The organism is Amycolatopsis pigmentata, assembly GCF_042684065.1.
In the GTDB taxonomy this organism is placed as follows: domain Bacteria; phylum Actinomycetota; class Actinomycetes; order Mycobacteriales; family Pseudonocardiaceae; genus Amycolatopsis_E; species Amycolatopsis_E pigmentata.
The window spans coordinates 86589-104051 of sequence record NZ_JBHUKR010000022.1 but is presented as its reverse complement, the minus strand read 5'-3'; the positions used below and the strand labels follow the sequence as shown (position 1 = coordinate 104051).

General features: G+C 68.1%; 15 protein-coding genes. 9 read left to right on the top strand and 6 right to left on the bottom strand.

Annotation, left to right across the window (positions count from 1 at the left end; genetic code table 11):
• Positions 1-93: 93 nt before the first annotated feature.
• A complete protein-coding gene (locus tag ACFSXZ_RS35165; RefSeq protein ID WP_378270253.1) occupies positions 94-1365 on the top strand; it encodes a primosomal protein in 1272 nt (423 codons plus the stop codon).
• Positions 1366-1513: 148 nt separating this feature from the next.
• Here the strand turns inward: ACFSXZ_RS35165 and ACFSXZ_RS35160 are convergent, their stop codons facing one another.
• Positions 1514-2608, bottom strand: coding sequence for an adenosine deaminase (locus ACFSXZ_RS35160; protein ID WP_378270252.1), 1095 nt, complete (start codon positions 2606-2608; stop codon positions 1514-1516).
• Between the two features lie 182 nt (positions 2609-2790).
• Between ACFSXZ_RS35160 and ACFSXZ_RS35155 the strand changes: the two genes are divergently transcribed.
• Positions 2791-3876, top strand: coding sequence for a PA containing protein (locus ACFSXZ_RS35155; RefSeq protein WP_378270250.1), 1086 nt, complete (start codon positions 2791-2793; stop codon positions 3874-3876).
• A 145-nt stretch (positions 3877-4021) separates the two neighbouring features.
• On the opposite strand, the gene ACFSXZ_RS35150 is transcribed toward ACFSXZ_RS35155, so the two are convergent.
• From ACFSXZ_RS35150 to ACFSXZ_RS35135, 4 genes are read right to left on the bottom strand one after another with little or no spacing between them, the layout of a single operon-like run.
• Positions 4022-4996 (bottom strand): ABC transporter substrate-binding protein, encoded by a 975-nt coding sequence (locus ACFSXZ_RS35150; protein ID WP_378270248.1) that lies wholly within the window; start codon positions 4994-4996, stop codon positions 4022-4024.
• Positions 4993-5808 carry an ABC transporter ATP-binding protein gene (locus ACFSXZ_RS35145; protein ID WP_378270247.1) on the bottom strand — a complete coding sequence of 272 codons (816 nt, stop codon included), beginning with the start codon at positions 5806-5808 and terminating at the stop codon, positions 4993-4995. Before ACFSXZ_RS35145 ends, ACFSXZ_RS35150 begins: the two co-directional genes overlap by 4 nt.
• Positions 5805-6887 carry a FecCD family ABC transporter permease gene (locus ACFSXZ_RS35140; protein WP_378270245.1) on the bottom strand — a complete coding sequence of 361 codons (1083 nt, stop codon included), beginning with the start codon at positions 6885-6887 and terminating at the stop codon, positions 5805-5807. Before ACFSXZ_RS35140 ends, ACFSXZ_RS35145 begins: the two co-directional genes overlap by 4 nt.
• Positions 6884-7885 carry a FecCD family ABC transporter permease gene (locus tag ACFSXZ_RS35135; RefSeq protein WP_378270243.1) on the bottom strand — a complete coding sequence of 334 codons (1002 nt, stop codon included), beginning with the start codon at positions 7883-7885 and terminating at the stop codon, positions 6884-6886. Before ACFSXZ_RS35135 ends, ACFSXZ_RS35140 begins: the two co-directional genes overlap by 4 nt.
• A gap of 206 nt (positions 7886-8091) precedes the next feature.
• On the opposite strand from ACFSXZ_RS35135, the gene ACFSXZ_RS35130 reads away from it, so the two are divergent.
• Genes ACFSXZ_RS35130 through ACFSXZ_RS35115 form a run of 4 tightly spaced genes read left to right on the top strand, consistent with a single transcriptional unit; the run spans position 8092 to position 14043 of the window.
• On the top strand, positions 8092-9315 hold the full coding sequence (locus ACFSXZ_RS35130) for an ATP-grasp domain-containing protein (RefSeq protein ID WP_378270241.1): 1224 nt from the start codon (positions 8092-8094) through the stop codon (positions 9313-9315).
• Positions 9312-11030, top strand: coding sequence for an IucA/IucC family protein (locus tag ACFSXZ_RS35125; protein ID WP_378270239.1), 1719 nt, complete (start codon positions 9312-9314; stop codon positions 11028-11030). The genes ACFSXZ_RS35130 and ACFSXZ_RS35125 overlap by 4 nt, the downstream gene beginning before the upstream one ends.
• Before the next feature lie 29 nt (positions 11031-11059).
• Positions 11060-12835: an IucA/IucC family protein gene (locus ACFSXZ_RS35120; protein WP_378270238.1), complete on the top strand. Its 1776-nt coding sequence runs from the start codon at positions 11060-11062 to the stop codon at positions 12833-12835.
• A complete protein-coding gene (locus ACFSXZ_RS35115; RefSeq protein WP_378270236.1) occupies positions 12832-14043 on the top strand; it encodes a type III PLP-dependent enzyme in 1212 nt (403 codons plus the stop codon). The genes ACFSXZ_RS35120 and ACFSXZ_RS35115 overlap by 4 nt, the downstream gene beginning before the upstream one ends.
• A 63-nt stretch (positions 14044-14106) precedes the next feature.
• Here ACFSXZ_RS35115 and ACFSXZ_RS35110 read toward each other — a convergent pair whose 3' ends face one another.
• Positions 14107-14622 carry an XRE family transcriptional regulator gene (locus ACFSXZ_RS35110; RefSeq protein WP_378270235.1) on the bottom strand — a complete coding sequence of 172 codons (516 nt, stop codon included), beginning with the start codon at positions 14620-14622 and terminating at the stop codon, positions 14107-14109.
• Positions 14623-14762: 140 nt separating this feature from the next.
• On the opposite strand from ACFSXZ_RS35110, the gene ACFSXZ_RS35105 reads away from it, so the two are divergent.
• The 3 genes from ACFSXZ_RS35105 (at position 14763) to ACFSXZ_RS35095 (ending at position 17396) form a co-directional block, all read left to right on the top strand.
• Entirely contained in the window at positions 14763-16031 is a 1269-nt protein-coding gene (locus ACFSXZ_RS35105; RefSeq protein ID WP_378270233.1) for a helix-turn-helix domain-containing protein, read from the top strand.
• 87 nt (positions 16032-16118) lie between these two features.
• The gene (locus ACFSXZ_RS35100) at positions 16119-16406 is read left to right on the top strand and encodes a GntR family transcriptional regulator (protein ID WP_378270231.1); all 288 of its coding nucleotides are present in this window, start codon (positions 16119-16121) and stop codon (positions 16404-16406) included.
• A gap of 147 nt (positions 16407-16553) precedes the next feature.
• Complete coding sequence (locus tag ACFSXZ_RS35095; protein WP_378270229.1) at positions 16554-17396, top strand: class I SAM-dependent methyltransferase; 843 nt, start codon at positions 16554-16556, stop codon at positions 17394-17396.
• The last annotated feature ends 67 nt before the right edge of the window (positions 17397-17463 follow it).

The window sequence follows — 17463 nt, the reverse complement described above, 5'->3', positions numbered from 1 at the left end:
TGTCTCCATCGTGCCATCCATGTGGGGGCCGTCGCGGGCGCGCCCGCTAACCCGTAGGCTTCGCACACACAGGTGGTAATCCGGAGGGTTGTAATGGCACAGGACATCGTCCCGATTGAACTGGGACTGCCGCAGGGGGATCTGGTCACCCTCTGGGCCCCCCGCTGGCGGGAGGACGGTGAGGAGTGGGAGGCCTTCCTCGGCGACGAAGAGGACCTCTACGCCTTCCCCGACGCCGCACATCTGGCCGCCTTCATCCGGACGGCCGAGCAGCACGATCTCATCGACCACCCGGCCTGGCACGCGGTGCCCGCGCTGAACGTGCCCGAACTGATCCCGGACGACGACCATTCCTATGACCTGGTCGGCGTGCCGGAACTGGTCGCCGAGGACCCGGACACCTGGACGATCAGCGAGCTCGCCGAGATCATCGGCATCGTGCGTTCGCTGGCCGACGTGTGCGAACTCGACGACGTGCACGAGATCCTCGACGCCACCGAGGCCTTCTCCCTGCTCGATCAGGGCCGCCTGCCGTTCACCGGCCGTGAAGGCGAGCGGCTGTGGGCGGAGTTGTCCGAGGCGGTCTCCGAAAAGTGGGACTCGGTCCTCGACGTGATCGACGGGCTGGTCAAGGTTCCCGACGTGGACGCCGCGGTGCTGGAGCAGACGGCCGAGGAGCTGGCCGCCTTCCTGGAGGAGTCGGCCGAGGCGGAGGCCGGCGTCGAAGCCGGTGAGGACGACGACCTCGACGAGGACCTCGAAGCTTCGGACCAGGCCGAGGGAGCCGAAGACGAAGACGAGGCGCCGGCCGGTTTCTGGGCCGAGGTCGGCATCGACCCGATCAAGATCATCACGGTCGAGCAGGAGTACTACACGCTGCGCTGTTACCTCGACGACGAGCCGGTCTTCCTCGGCAACGAAGGCAAGATCGACGTCTTCACCTCCTCGAAGGCACTCGCCCGCAAGCTGGCCGACGCCAACGAGTTCCACGGCACCGACCTGGCGAGCGTGTCCACCTGGGAGGAGGTCCTGACCAAGGCCACCGCCGGGGAACTGGACCTCGAAGTCGACACCGAGAACACCTACGTGCTGGCGGGCCTGGCCGAGGACCTCGGCGAGGGCACGGACGCCATCGACCCGACCCAGCTCGAACTGGCCGTCGAACTGCTCACCGACGCGGCCGACTGGGCCGGTGACGACAGCGTGAACTCCGCACTGTCCTCTTCGGAGAGTCTGGGCTGGCTGGTGTCCTTCGTGCTCCGGCCGGATCCGAACCGCCTGGCGCCGAGCCCGCCGTTCGACACCGAACAGAGCGAGTGGCGCAAACTGGTCGAGACCTTCGAAAACCGCCTGCGCGTGCACTAGCGCACCCTCGACGCGGGAACCCCGGGGCACGCCTGCGCCCCGGGGTTCCCGCGTTCCCACGTGTTGTGAAGCAAGGAGCGTTTACTACGGACTATCCGTAGTAAACGCTCCTTCCTCCAGTTCAGAGGCCGCTCGCGAGGGCGTGTTGTCAGTTGGTCAAGTGGGCGTAGCCGGGCTTGATCACGTTGTTGATCAGGTCCAGCCTGCGGTCGAAGTCGAGGAACGCGGACTTCATCGCGTTGAGCGTGAACCACCGGACGTCGTCCCAGCCGTAGCCGAACTCCCGGGCGAGCGCGGCGAACTCGCTGGACACCGTGCATCCGCTCATCAACCGGTTGTCCGTGTTGACGGTGACCCTGAAGCGCAGCCGCGCCAGTAACCCGATCGGATGCTCGGCGATGGACCGCACGGCGCCGGTCTGCACATTGGACGACGGGCACATCTCCAGCGGGATGCGCCGGTCCCGGACGTAGGCGGCGAGGCGGCCGAGGTGCACCGTGCCGTCCGCATCGGACTTGATGTCGTCCACGATGCTCACCCCGTGCCCGAGCCGTTCGGCGCCACAGTGCTGAATGGCTTCCCAAATGGACGGGAGTCCGAATGCCTCTCCGGCGTGAATGGTGAAATGCGCGTTGTTCGTCCGCAAATACTCGAATGCGTCGAGATTGCGGGTGGGCGGAAATCCCGCTTCCGGGCCGGCGATGTCGAAACCGGCCACTCCGGCGTCGCGGTAGCGCACGGCCACGTCGGCGATTTCGGTCGCTCTGGCGTGCTGACGCATCGCACACAGCAACGTGCCGATCCGGATGTTCCGCCCGCGCTCCGCGACGCGGCGCGTCCCCTCGTCGAAGCCGGCCTGAACGGCTTCCACCACGGCGTCCAGCGTGAGCCCGCGCTCGACGAACAACTCCGGGGCGTAACGGACTTCGGCGTAGACGACACCGTCCGCGGCGAGGTCCTCCGCGCATTCGGCGGCGACCCGGACCAGCGCCTCTTCGGTCTGCATCACTCCGCAGGTGTGGGCGAAGGTCTCCAGGTACGACTCGAGTGATCCCGAGTCCGCCGCTTCACGGAACCACCGGCTGAGCTCCGGGACGTCGGTGGTGGGGAGATTCCGGTAGCCGATCGCGTCGGCGAGTTCCACCACGGTGTCGGGCCGGAGGCCGCCGTCGAGGTGGTCATGCAGCAGAACCTTCGGCACCTCACGGATGTTTTCCAAGGTCAACGGTGGGTTATCGGGCATGTCACCACGGTACCGGTCTGCCGTACCGCGGCGACTCGAACGCGGACCGTCGCACTACGGTACCGGCGTTACCCGAATGGCCGAGCGCAGACGCCCGTTACGGGGGCGATACCAACAGAATTTCCGCAATGGCTAAGCTTCGCCCTACGTCCCTTCCTTCCCCGCCGACGAAGGACATCGCAGTGACCACAGACAACCACGTTGGAGCTCCGTCCTTCGACCGGATGCGCAACATGCTGGTGCGCGCGGCCGAAGTGCGTGAGAGCGAGCAGCAGCAGATCTTCGACGCGCTCGACGACATCTATGCCCGTCTGGCACCCGTGGACTCACTCGGCGCGGTACGCAAGCGGCTTTCGGAGCTGCCGGACCGGACCGAGGTCAGTGTCCTCGCCGAGCGCCTCGACGAGGCCATGTCGAAGCTGGAGGCGCAGGACAACGCCCTCGCCGGCCTGGCTCGTGCGGTGGAAAGCATCGTCGACAAGCTGGCCAAGCCGTTCGCGCAACTCGACGGCAGGCTCGACGGTGTCGCGGCCCGCTTCGAAGGCGTCGCCGGGCGCATGGACGGTCTCGAGGACAAGCTGGAGAGCATCCACCGCAGGCTGGACGAGCTCAACGGTCACCTGGACAAGCAGGACAGCAAGCTCGACGCGCTGCCCGCGGCCGTGCACGGCCCGGTCAAGGAGCGCGTGGAGATGGCCGAGTCCGCGCTGCGTGAGCGGGTCGAGTCCGGGGACGCCGGGCTGAAGTCGCGGATCGAGGCGCTGGAGACCTCCACCCGGGAGCGGATCGACGCGACCGGTCAGGCGCTGCGCACCGCGCTGGAGGAGACCGGTGAGATGGTCGACTCCTCCCAGCGTCTCGACGGACTGTCCACGCGCCTCGACCAGATCAACAGCGGCCTCGAGTCCATGACCGCCCGGATCGACAAGGTCGAGAACACGGTCACCGCGCACTTCGGTGACCTGGGCGGCACCGTGAAAAGCGCTTTCTCGCGGGTCGAGGACACGCTCTCGACCCAGCCCGACACCGACTCGGTCAGCACGGTCGTGCGCAAGCACAACGAGGAGTCCGAGCGGCGGATCGGCGGTCAGCTGGACGAGGCGATGGCGACCTTCGCGGAGCTGATGCTCGGCGGTGGTCCGGCCGTCCCGCAGATCTCCGCGCCGGCTCCGGCCCAGCGCCAGCCGCGCCGCGCCCGCAACGGCCGGTCTCCGAAGCCCGCCGAGGCCAAGAAGTCCGAAGGCGCGGAAGAGTCGTCCGAGTCCTGAGTCCCGCCAGAAGTTCGGGGGATCGTCGCTAGGCTGTGCTTTCAAGGGCGCGCGATCGGATTTTCGGCACTCGCGCGCACCTCCTCGCCTCGTGCGCCAACACGGACTTGTGAGACACGCACTGGGCGATCCCCCGAACTCGCGGTCAGGACCGCTGAGGGTCGACGTGAAAGGCCGCGGCCACGTCGTCGAGGACGAGGTGCGCGGCTTGGACTCCGATGCCCGACATCCACACCTCGTCGGCCACCTCGAAGGTCCGGCCGCCACGGACCGCGGTCAAGTTGGTCCACAATGGACTGCTCTGCACCGCTTGTTTCTGGGTTTTCTCCGGCGAGGTCGCGGTCGTGACGAACAGGACATCGGCATCGGCCCGGTCGACGAGTTCGGGACTGATCTCGTTGTCGAACTTGTCCGCGTTCTGCGATGGCGGGCGGGCCATGCCCAGGTCGGCGAGGATCACGCCGGAGAAGTTCGCCTTCTGGTACAGGCGGATCTTGCCGGCCATGAACCGGGTCACCGACACGGTCGGGGCTTTTCCCCCGTTGGCCGCGATGATCTCCGCGCCGATCTTCCGGGCCCGGGCTTCGTAACCTGCCAGCGCGGCCTCGGCTTCTTTTTCCTTGCCAAGGGCTTTCGCGTGGAGGGCGAGGTTGGCCTTCCAGGGGAAACCCGTGGTCTCGGTGAGCACTGTGGGCGCGATCTTCGAGAGCCGGTCGTAGATCTTTTCGTGGCGCACCTTGTTGCTCAGGATGAGGTCGGGCCGCAACGAGGCGATCAGGTCGAGTTTGGGTTCGGCGGAGGTGCCGACCTCGACGGTGCCGCGCAGTTTTTCCTTGAGATAGCTGGGAAACGCCTCGGCGTCCGACAGGTGCGGCGGAATCGCTCCGACGGGGGTGATGCCGAGCAGGGTGACCGAGTCGAGTTCGGCGGTGTCGAGCACGACCACCCGCTCGGGCCGCTTCGGAATGGTCACGTCACCTTCGGCTGTGGCGACGGTGCGTGGATAGCCCGGATCTTCGCCGTGACCGGTCGCGGAGTGCGTACCGCCGCCGCAAGCGGTGAGTACCGTCATTCCGGCGGCGAGGAGCAACCCGCCAAGGTGATGGAGGCGTCGGGTCATCGGTTTTCCTTTTCTCGAGCGCGGATTTTTTGCGGCGTGGCGGGCAACGGAAGCACCAGCGGGCTGCCGCTGACGGGGTCGGGAACGACACGGCAATCGACCTCGAACACCGTTGTGACCAGCTCTTCGGTGAGCACCTCGGCCGGTGGGCCATCCGCGGCGATGCCACCGTCGGCGACGACGACGAGGTGGTGCGCGTAGCGCGCGGCCTGAGCGAGGTCGTGCAGTACGAGCACCACCGTGGCGTCGTCGACGGCATTGAGCTCGGTCACGAGTGCGAGCAGATCGAGTTGATGCCGCAGGTCGAGAAACGTGGTGGGCTCGTCCAGGAGGAGATGGTCGGTGCGTTGCGCGAGGGCGAGGGCGACCCACGCGCGCTGCCGCTGGCCTCCGGACAGGCGTTCCAACGGACGTGCGCGCAGGTTTTCCAGACCGGTGCGGCAAAGTGCGGCATCCACGGCCTCCTGGTCGCCGGCCGACCAGGGCGTGAGCCACCGTTGGTGCGGATGCCTGCCCCGCCGTACCAGCGCTTCCACCGAGATCCCGGCGGGAACCGGTGGGGACTGGGGCAGCAGCGCGATCCGGCGCGCGAGCCGTTTGGGCGCGATATCGGCGAGCGGAATGCCGTCGAGCCGGATTTCCCCGGCCGCGGGACGTGCGATACCGGCCAGGGCGCGCAAGAGCGTCGACTTGCCACAGGCGTTGGGGCCGACCACTGCCGTGATGCGGCCGCTCGGTATTTCGAGGTCGATGTCGGCCAGCACGGTCCGGCCGGGGTAGCCGACGGCGAGCCGCCGCGCGGTCAGGGTCATGATCGCCTCCGTTCGACGGCCGGACGTTCGGCGCGGGCGCCGCGGACCAGCACCCAGCAGAACCAGGGGGCGCCAAGAGTCGCGGTGACCACGCCGACGGGCACGGGACGAGCCATCGCCGAACCGGCGATGAGGTCCGCATACACCACCAGTGCCGCCCCGACGAGCGAGCAGAGCAGCAGCGTTCCGGCCGTGGGGGCGGTCGGCCTCGGCGGGCCGGCGAGCGCCCGCGCGAGGTGGGGCACGCCCAACGCGACGAACGTGATCGGACCGCCGAGTGCGACCGCGCTACCCGCCAGCCCGACGGCGGTGGCCAGGAGGCCGAGGCGGGCTTTTCCGGCGGGGAGGCCGAGCCCGTGGGCGAGGTCGTCACCGAGTTCCAGCACGGCCAGGCGGCTCGACTGGGCCATGGCCACGGGCAACAGGACCACCGCGCCGAGCCCGGCCCAGCCCACTTCCTCCCAGGTGCGGCCGAACAGGGAACCGATGGTCCACAACAACGCCTGTTGCGCGACGGTGACCGGGAAGGCCACCACCGCCCAGGTCACGACGGCGGTGAGGACGGCCGAAAGACCGATGCCGATCAACACGATCCGCTCACCGGCGAGCCCGCCCCGCCAGCCGAGCACGACCAGCGCACCCGCGGCCAGCGCGGCCCCGGCGAGTGCGCCCAGGGGCACCATCGTCGCCGGGATACCGGCGGCCAGCGACAGCACCGCCCCGGCCGATGCGCCATGGGACACACCGACCACGTCGGGAGAGGCCAACGGGTTGCGCAGCACGGATTGCAGCAGCGTTCCGGCGGCGGCCAGACAGGCCCCTGCAAGAACCCCGGCGAGCACGCGCGGCAGCCGGAATTCGGTGACGATCAAGGTGGTGGCTCCGTCGGCGGTACCGGTGAGCGCCGCGAGCACCTCTCCGGGAGCGAGCACCACTTCGCCCAGACACAACGCGGTGACCACACCGGCGGTCAGGATGAGCGACATCGAGACGCACAAGGCCATCACGCGGACCGGGCGGGGCATCCCCGGTACCGCGTAACGGCGCACGGTGGCGGGACGGTCTAGTGCGGTGGTCACCGGAGCACCTCCGCGTCGCGCATACGCAAGGAAAGTCCAATGAGGACCGGTGCGCCGATGGCGGCGGTGACCACCCCGACCTCCAGTTCGGCGGGTTGCGCGACGAGCCTGGCGAACACGTCCGCGGTGAGCAGCAGGATCGGTCCGGCCAGGGCACAGGCGGGGAGAAGGCGCGCGTGCCCGCCTCCGACGACGAGTCTGGCCGCGTGCGGCACGACCAGCCCCACGAACGCGATCGGTCCCGCCGCGGCCACGGCCGCGCCGGCGAGCAACACCACGGCCATGGCCCCGGCCAGCCGGATCCGGCCAGGGCGCCGGCCGAGTGCCGCGGCCTGTTCGTCCCCGAGAACCAGTGCGTCCAGTCCTCTGACCAGCACGAAGGAAACCAGCAGGCCCAGACCGATCAACGGGGCGACGACCGCGGGCACGCCGGTTCCGCGAGCGACCAGTGATCCGGCCAGCCAATGTCGTGCTTCCTCCAGGGTGCGGCCGGAGAGCACCAGTGTCGTGGTGGTCCAGGCGGCGAGCATGGTGGCGACCACCGCACCGGCCAGTGCCAGCCGGACCGGGCTCGCCGTCCCCGCCGTGGCCAACGCGTAGGCGAGACCCGCGGTCAATGCCGCGCCGAGCAGAGCGAACGCGACGTACCCGAGGGCGGACGCGACGCCGAGCACGTGCACCGCGAGGACGACGGCGAACGACGCTCCCGCATTGATTCCCAGCACGCTGGGTGAAGCGATCGGGTTCCGCGTAATGCCTTGCATCACCGCGCCTGCCACCGCCAGACCGGCACCCGCCAGCAGTCCGAGGAGTGTCCGGGGCACCCGTAACTCGGTGACCACCAGCATCGCCGTGGTGTCGCCATGGCCGGTCAGCCCACGCCACACCTCCAGCGGTGAGAGCGCCCGGGCGCCGAGGAACAGGCTGGCTCCCACCGTCAGGACGAGTGCCATCGTCGCGCCGGTCCAGACCATTGCAGGGCGAAAAGCTTGGGGCACAACGACTCCCGGTCGACGGAGGTGGATGTCCCGGCATCGTAGTTAGGTTAGGCTCACTTAATCAAGACCCCACCGCAGTGGTCCATCCCACCGGACAGTCCGCTTGACCGACCTCCGGGGGAGCCAGTTAGGTAAAGCTCACCTAATCTTGCTGACCTGGGCAAGGCTTGGCAAACCCTTAGTCGTCGAGGTAACGGAGCCCGGCTGTGTGCCTGTATCTCACCGCCCTGACCCCGACCGATGCCGTGACCCACGGCCTGATCCCCGCCGCGGCGCGTCTCGGGCTTCCTTTGGTGGTCCTCACCGACCGGCCGGAGGAGCATCGCGCCGCGTACGCCGGGAGCGAGCATCCACCGCAAGCGATCGAACCGGTGGAGGTGCGCGAGCCCGGTGCCATCGCCGCACGCACGCTGGCGCTGGCCTCCCGCCATGGAAAACCGGCGGCCCTGTTCAGCAACAGCGATCACCTCCAGACGCCCACCGCCCTCGCCGCGGAACTGCTCGGACTACCCGGCAAGGACTGGCGCGCCACGTTGCGCGGCAAGAACAAGTTCCTCACCCGGGCCGCACTGGCCGACGCCGGTCTGGACACCGTGCTCAGCCTCGACCTGAGCCCGGCGGACGACCTGCCCGCCGCCGCCGAGGCATTGCCTTTCCCCGTCGTGCTCAAGCCCCGTGAAGGTGTCGCGAGCGAAGACGTCGTGCTGGTCCGCGATCCCGGCGAACTGGCGACGGAGGCAGCGCGGATCTGGGCGGCGCGCGGTCCGTGCGCGTTGGTCGCCGAGGAATACCTGACCGGCGAACTGCGCACCTACGAAACCCTCGGCGACGGACGCCGTCTGCACCACTTCGGCTCGTGGCGCACCACCCTCGGCCCCGGCCCGTTCTTCACCGAATCGGCCCGTGATTGGGCCCCGCGCCTGCCTGAACCGGTGGAACGTCACCTGCGGGCCCAACTGGACGCGCTCGGGGTAGGCCTCGGCGCCTGTCACACCGAATTCGTCATCGACGGCGACCGCGCCCGCGTCATCGAGGTGAACTACCGGCTCATCGGCGACACCATGGACCTGATCTGCGCGGAACTGCTGGACTTCGACCTGTTCGCCGAACTGATCCGGCTGCATCTCGGCCTGCCCTTGGCGGCGGCGCTGCCCAGTCCATCCACAATGGACACCTATGCCCGGGTTCGTTATGTCACCGCCGGACAGGCCGGATCACTCGTGGACGCGCCAGCGGACACCGCCGCCGAACTGCCGGGCGGTCTTCGGCTCCGGCATCGCCGGCTCCGGCAGATCGGCGTGACCGCGCCGCTTCACGGCACGAACCGCGACTACCTTTCGGTGGTCCATGCCATCGGCCCGACATCCACTGCGGTGACCGAGGCCGTCGACGATTTCGTGGCCACCCATCGTTGGGTGGTGACGGCATGACCCCGCACACCGAAGCCGGGTTTGTCCGTCGCGTGCTCGACACGCTCCTCCGGGAAGACCACCTCGGGATGCTCACCCACGGAAGACTCGACACCGCACCGGTTTCCCCGTTGCCACAGGCAAGTTGGTGGGCCGCGCCGCTCCCCCGGGGCCGCAAGGTATACCTGCCGGTGCGACGGGACGGCTTTCTCTCCGAGCACGCGGTGTGCTCCGGGCGTCTGGTGGTCACCGGGGCCGACGGGACCGTGCGCACCGAGTCCAGTGTGGACACCGTGCTGGCCGCGCTCACGCCCGTTGACGACCCTCAGGCGCAGGAAGGCTGGGCCGCGTTCACCATCGAATGCCGACAGACCCTGGAAGTCCTTCGGCTGCACGAATCCGTCGCACCTCGGCTGCGTTCCCGGCTCCGCTCAAGTGTCCACAAGGGATACTCCGGACTCATGCGCTACGAGGCGCTGGCGGCGTTACGTGACCATCCGGTGCACCCGACCGGACGGTACCGGTGGTCGATGTCGTCGGAGGACTTGCGCCGCTACGCGCCCGAATTCCTACCGAGCTTTCCGCTGCGCTGGACCGCCGTCCCGCTCGAAAACGTGCACCTGTCCAAGGCCCTGACGGCCGGGTTGCCGGCCTGGTGGCCCACTCCGTCCGAGGCAGGGCTGTCTTCCGCGCGCGACCGTGACCACCTGGTGCTTCCCGTGCACCCGCTGACCGTGGCACGAGGGGAGGTCCAGGCCGTAGGCGGGCCCGGCCCGGGTGTCCTGCCCACGCTGTCCACTCGCACGGTCGCGCTGGCGACCGATCCCCGGGTGCACCTGAAACTTCCGCTTCCCACCGCCACCCTCGGACAGCGCAACAGGCGCACCATCAAGCCCGGCACCCTTGCCTGCGGCGAAGCCGTGCAGCACTTGCTGGCCGGCGTGCTCCGCCGTGAACCGGGGCTGGCCGCGCGAATCCTGCTCGCGGACGAGACCCGATGGGCGGACAGCGACAGCGAACTCCTCGCCGTGCTGGTCCGGCAGTATCCACGCGAAGTCGCGAACGACGTCCTCGTGCCGCTGGCCGCCTTGCTCGCCGCCGACCCCGCGCATCCGGACGCCCGAGTGCTCGACCGGTTGGCCGGTGAGAACGTGCTGGACTGGTTCGACGACTACCTGTCCACGCTGCTGGACTGGCATGTCGCGCTTTGGCTGCGCTACGGCATCGCGCTGGAGGCACACCAGCAGAACATCACCGTCGCCGCCGGGCCATCGTCACGGTTGATCTACAAGGACAACGACAGCGCCCGCGTCGACTGCGCCCACGCCTCCTCGGCGCTGGGCAAGCCGGTCCGGCCGGAGGATTTTCCCGACCCTCGCCTCGCCTGCGACGACCCCGGTGAACTGGCCGACCTGGTCACCACGATCACGCTGCACTTGTGCGTCGGCGCGCTGATCGTGGAAGAAGCGGGCGAAGATCGCGTGCGACGGGCGGAGCTGTTCGACCTCGCGCGCACCCGCCTGGAGGAAGCGGCGGAGCGATGGTGCGACGTCTCCGATTCCCGGTCGCGCGCCGCCGCCAGGCTCCTGCGCACCCGAATCCTCGACGCCGACCGCCTACCGGTCAAGGCGATGGTCACCGCGGGCACCCTGCTGCCGAAGGAACGGCTGGGCTGCGCCGATGTCAACAAGTACTACCTGCGCACCGGACCCAACTATCTGCGGACCGCCCGGTGATCGGCTCCGACGACCCCAAGGAGTTCGCTGTGCCCCTTACCGGTAACACGATCATCGCTGTCGACACCGCCCAGGCCGACGTGGTCTCCGCGCACACGCTGCTGAGTTGCCTGATCCGCGAAGTAGCCGGGCCGGATCGCCAGGTCGTCATCGATTCCGGCCATCTCCTCGTGCGGTTGCCGCACATCGACCGGTTGCTGCGGGTCCGGCTGCGCCGGGTTTCCGCCGTCGGGGCACACCGGTTCACCGGCCCGGTGCAGTGCCACGGCGGCGGTGACACCGAATGGACCGATACCGGGCTCGACGATCTCGCCGACCTGATCGACGCCGAACTGACGGCACGCACTGGCGTGCGCAACGAGGAATTCGCCAACCAGGTGCGGGCAAGCCGCGACACGCTCGCCGCCATGCTGGCCGCCCGCCCGAGCGCTCCGGCGCACCGGCCGTCGGCGGACTATGTCGAGTCCGAACAGGCCTTGCTCGCCGGTCACCCCCGTCATCCAGCACCGAAGTGGCGTTCCGGAGACACCGCACAGTGGCGGCGCTACTCACCGGAAACGCGCAGCGCGTTCCGGATGCGCTGGCTCGCGGTGCCGGAAGAGCTGATTCACGACCATGCCGTGCACGGTGACTTCGACACCCACGCCGTCACCGCCGAACTTCTCGGTCCGGCAAGGGATCGAGTGCCCGAGGGCTGTCGCGTCCTCCCGGTGCACCCCTGGCAGTTCGCCCTGTTGTCCGATGATCGAAACCTCGGTCCCGTTCTCACCGAGGCACTCGCCGCCGGTGCGCTCCACGACCTCGGCCAGGCGGGACTGGAGTTCCACCCGACGGCCAGCGTGCGGACGCTCTATCAACCGGCGACCGACCTCTTCCTCAAGACCAGTCTGCATGTGCGGATCACCAATTGCCTGCGCAAGAACGCTTCGTACGAACTGATCGGCGCCGTCGAACTGACCCGGGTGCTCGGCGAGGTCTTCGCCGAGGTCTCGGCCCGCCATCCCGGTTTCACCGTCCTGCCCGAGCCCGCCGCCCGTAGCGTCCGCCTCCCCAGCCGCTACGGAACTTCCGGACAACGGCACGAACTCCTGGAAGGCCTGGGCACCATCGTCCGCACCGGGATCGGCGGGCTGCTCGGCCCGGGCCGCCGCGCGCACCTCGCGGCCACCCTCGCCGAACCGCACCCCGACCCGGCAGGCACGCGGACGCGTCTGGCCGACCTCGCGCCGGGCGACCGGCTGGTCCCCTGGGCACGGCGCTGGTGGCGCGATTACGTTCGGCTGCTGGTCCCCCCGGTGTTACGGCTGTGGACCGAGCACGGCGTCGTGCTCGAACCCCACCTCCAGAACATCGTCGTCGTCCTCGACTCCGACGGCCTGCCCGTCCGGTTGCTGGCGCGCGATCTCGAAGGCACCAAGTTGTTGGCGCACCAGCGCTCCGGCACGCTCGCGATGCTTCCCGCGGACGTGGCGCGCTCCGTCGTCTACGACGAGGAGCGTGGCTGGAATCGGGTGGCCTACTGCCTGTTCGTCAACCACCTCACCGAAATCGCCGGTGCACTGGCCGACATCGCGCCAGACGTTCCGCACTTCGAGGACGAACTGTGGGACTTCCTCACCGACCTGATCGCGAGCACGAGCACCGAACTGGGCCACCCGCCACGGCTCCGAGCGCTGCTGGCCGGGGTGCCGCTGCCCGCCAAGGCCAATCTGTTGCTGCGATGGCGCCGTCGTGCCGACCGCGAAGCCGCTTACCTGCCCTTCCCCAATCCGCTCGGGCGGAATTCCTTCGGAGACGGCCGGTGACCGCCAGGTTTCCCGACGACACTCCGCTCACGGAGGCGGTACTGGGAGCCGCGAGAGAACTCTCCGAACGCGACGCGCTGCCCGCCTACGTTTACGACCTCGGACATCTCGACGCCCACCTGGCGGCAATCCGCGCCGCGTGCCCGGAGATCGAGGTCCTGCACGCGATCAAGGCCAATCCGGAACCCGCCTTGCTCGCGGTCATCGCCAGACACGTCGACGGCCTCGAAGTGGCCAGCGGCGGTGAACTCGCGCACGTGCGCTCCCATTTGCCGGACATGCCCCTGGCCTTCGGCGGCCCCGGCAAGACCGATGCCGAACTCGCCGCCGCGCTGGGCGCCGATGTCCGGCGTTACCACGTGGAAAGCCTGCACGAACTGCGTCGGCTGGACGCCCTCGCCCGGGCACGCGGCCGCGTCGCCCCGGTTCTGTTGCGGGTCAACCTGCCCGCCGCACCGGCAAGCGGCACCGCACTCACCATGGGCGGCCTGCCCAGCCCGTTCGGCATGGACCCCACCGAGGCGGACACCGCCGCCGGCGAACTGAGCGGACTGTCCGGAGTCCGGTTCCTGGGCATCCACGCGCACCTCGCCTCCGGCCTGGACTCTGCCGACTGCGCGGCTGTCGCCGAAACAATCCTCGGCTGGGCGAACCGATACGCCCGCCGGCACAAACTGGAAATGCTCGAGGTCAACGTCGGCGGCGGAATGGCGGTGGACTACCGGTACCCCGGCCAGGTCTTCGACTGGGCCGACTACGGCAGGCGGATGGCGAACCTCACGCGGGCACACGCGCCGTTGACCGTGCGCATCGAACCTGGGCGCGCCGTCAGCGCCTACTCCGGCTGGTATGCCACCCGCGTGCTCGACCTCAAACGCAGCCACGGCGAGTGGTTCGCTGTATGCGCCGGTGGCACACACCATCTGCGCACCCCGGCGGCCAAGGGACACGACCAGCCCTTCGCCGTTCTGCCGTCTTCCCAATGGGCAAATTCCTGGCCGCGCCAGACGGTGACCAAAGAGGCGGTCACTCTCGTGGGACAGTTGTGCACCCCGAAAGACGTTCTCGCCCGGAGCGTTCCCGTTCCCCACCTTTCGGTCGGAGACGTCGTGCTTTTCGCGATGAGCGGCGCCTACGCCTACAACATCAGCCACCACGGCTTCCTCATGCACCCCACGCCGACTGTGGTGTTCGTACCGAGTTCGTGAACCGCGCAGAAGTTGGCTTCGGACGAAACACAGTCGACATTTCGGCGGTCGCGACGGTCCTCGCTACCGGCTGAGGACTGGTACCAACTCTTGTAGCAGCCTCGCACCGCACCAGCGCGACTCGACATCCCGGGGGTTGACCGCCTCGGACGCCATCGCCTTGGCGAGCCGCCGTGGACTCGGTGCGGACGCCGGGTCAAGAGCGATCTGCTGCCCTGTCTCCCAGTCAACCTGAAGCATGCGGGAAACGACGCTCGTAAGGCAGAGAAGGCGGACCTTTTCGTCGTCTCCGAGCACCCGAATCACCAGATCGATGGACTCTCGGTCCGCCTGCTTCGCCAGGATCGACAGAGCGTTGGCCCGAACAGTGGAAGTACGTCCATCGGTCACCCAGATTCTGAGGTTGGCCGCCGCAACGGGGGAAACCCGCTTACCGAGAGCCACATCCGACCAGTGGCCGGACGCGCCATACGTCAAAACGCTCACGTCGCCTTCGGCCAGCTTCCGAGCCGCATCGTCGAGCGCACGCGCTCCCGTGATCGCGTACAGCTTCGGGTGCTTGATCTCCTTGCGCCACATGTCGTCACCTTCCGGCACGAGGACAGGTCCACCCAACATGGTGAACCACGCGAGTCGGTGAAGTGTGTTGTCGGGCCTGCGGTTGCGGTTACCCTTGGTGGTGCCCCTCTTCGCCGAGAGTGAAAGTCCTTGATCGACAAATGGGGACGGCGAGAGGGATGACCTCGGCGAAGGGCGCTGCGATGGACTCGCATCCGGAAAACCTGCCGGTCGGCAGGCGCATCGAGCGTGAGCGTAAGCGCGCGGGAATGTCCCGCCCGGTACTGGCCGGGTTGGTCGGCCGGTCGGCGGAATGGCTCAAGGCGGTCGAGACGGGCCGTTTACAGGTTCCCCGCCTGGAAATGCTGCTCAAGATCGCTCAAGCGCTCGGCCTCGAAGACCTCGCGACGCTTACCGGAAACGGGTTCGCCGTACCGGTGCAGGTATTCGCCGGACCGCGGCACGCCGCGTTGTCGCAGGTGCAGGCAGCCCTCACCGAATACCGGGTGGCGTCGGCAGCGCCTCCTCCGAAAGTCGACCACCTCGCGATCCGGCTACGGCAGGCGTGGCACGTCCGGCACTCCACGCCGGACCACCGGACTCAGCTCGGTGCGCTCCTGCCCGGCTTGATCCGCGACGCCCAGCACGCCACCCGGCTCAACTCCGGCGACGACCGTCGGCAGGCCCGTCGCGTGCTCGCCGGGGTCTACCGGCTGGCCGACTTCTACGTCGCTTACCAGCCCGCGCCCGAGTTGGTCTGGATGGTCGCCGACCGAGCGTTGACCGAAGCCCAGGAAGCCGATGATCCGTACGCGGTTGCCGGTGGCGCGTGGGCCATGGTGGGGGCGCTCCGTGACACCGGCCGATGGGAAGAGGCGATCACCCTCGCTGGGGACGCGATTCGCGGACTCGAGCCGTATCTCGACCGTGCTCCGGACGACTGGAGCGGGATTTCCGGTGCGCTCGAAGCCGAGATCGCCTACGTCTACGCGCGCCGAGGCCGTCATGGCGATGCATGGACGCATTGGGAACGGGCCGACGCGATCGCGCGGCGGCTCGGCGACGAGTACCGGCACATCCAGACATCGTTCTCGACCGCGGTCATGAGCGCGCACGCGACCACACTCGGCGTCGAGTTACGACGTGCCGGTGAGGCATTGCGAGCTGCCGACACGCTCGAACCCAACACGATTCCATCACTGGCGCGTCGAAGCCGGCACCTGATCGAAGTTGCGCGAGCCCACCACCAACGCGGAGAGCTGCCTGCGGTGTGGGCGCTGCTGAACCAGTCGGAGCGGACCGCACCGGAAACCATTCGCTACAACGGGTTTGCCCGCGAAATGCTGCTCGGCCTGCGCAAGCGACCACCGGCCGGCATGCGGAACGACGTGCGGGATCTCTGCGAAAGGGTCGGACTCGCTACCGTGTAATCCGGTCGGGCAAAGGTACGAACTGTACCCTTTACTCTCTGCTCGCCTTCCTAAGGTGACCTCACGCACGAAGCGGGAGGAATCCGCATGAACTTTTCTCTAGAGACCGACGCTCCGTCCTACCTCTACGCAAAGATGGCCGATCACATCGCGGGCCGGATCGGGTCCGGGGAATTGAAACCGAATGATCCGTTGCCCGCCGAGAAGATCCTCGCCGACGACTACGGCGTTTCCCTCGGTACGGCACGGCGCGCGACCGGGTTGCTGCGCGAGCGCGGCTTGGTTATGACCTTACGCTCCAAGGGCACGTTCGTGACCGGGAAGCGAGAGCTGGATTTCTCGCGTGAACAGACGTTGTCCGAGGTGATCACCTGAACCGCTGGCCGTCGGAAAATTTCTCGTCGGGGTCAACCTCGTGCGCTCTCGCCAGTCAGTGGCAATGGCACTCAAGAGCGGGTATTGTCCCCTCTCACCAAAGAGCACCTTCGTGTTCGGTGGATCAATCCGATCGCGGGAGGGCCGATGCCGAACGGTGACGAAATCCGGAACGGTCAGCGAGAGACGTGGGCGGGACTTTCCACGAGTTGGGAAAAGTGGGACTCGATCATCATGGACCAGCTGCGCCCGGTCGGCGCGGCGATGATCGAGCGTCTCGGCATCGCCGACGATCAGCGGCATCTCGACATCGCCGCGGGCACGGGCGAGCCCGGGCTGACCGTCGCCACGCTCGCGCCGAGGGGGCACGTCGTTCTGACCGACCTTTCGGCCGAGATGCTGGATGTCGCGACGCGTAGGGGGAGCGCACAAGGGGTCACCAATTTCGAGACCAAGGTGTGCAGCGCCGACGATCTCCCTTTCGGTGACACGACCTTCGACAGTATCTCGGTACGGTTCGGCTACATGTTCTTTCCCGACCTCGTCAAAGCGACCGCCGAGTTCGCGCGCGTACTCAGGCCGGGTGGGCGTCTCTGCTCTTCGGTATGGGTCAAACCCGAGGAAAACTTATGGACGGCGATCGCCATGCAGGCGATCGGGACCGAGGTGGAGTTGCCGCCGCCCGACCCGGCCGGGCCGAACATGTTCAGGTGCGCCGCACCGGGATATGTCAGTGCCCTGTATGAGGCCGCGGGGTTCCACGACGTCGCCGAGTGGGATGTCGAGGTAGAACTCGTGACCCGGTCACCCGCGCAGTATTGGGAAATGCTCAGCGAGCACGTCTCGCTCGCCGCCGCGGCGCTTCAACAGGTCGGCGAAGCAGCGCGGGAGCGGATCGCGAAAGCTGTCATCGACAAGGTCAGCACCTACGAAGAAGACGGCCGGGTCAGGGTTCCCGGCATGGCCCGCTGCATCATCGGCACGAAATAACACCCCCGAAAGAGAGCTACCTGCCCCCCTCTCCTCCTGGCTCGAGGCCAGGCTCTAGGTTGATCGA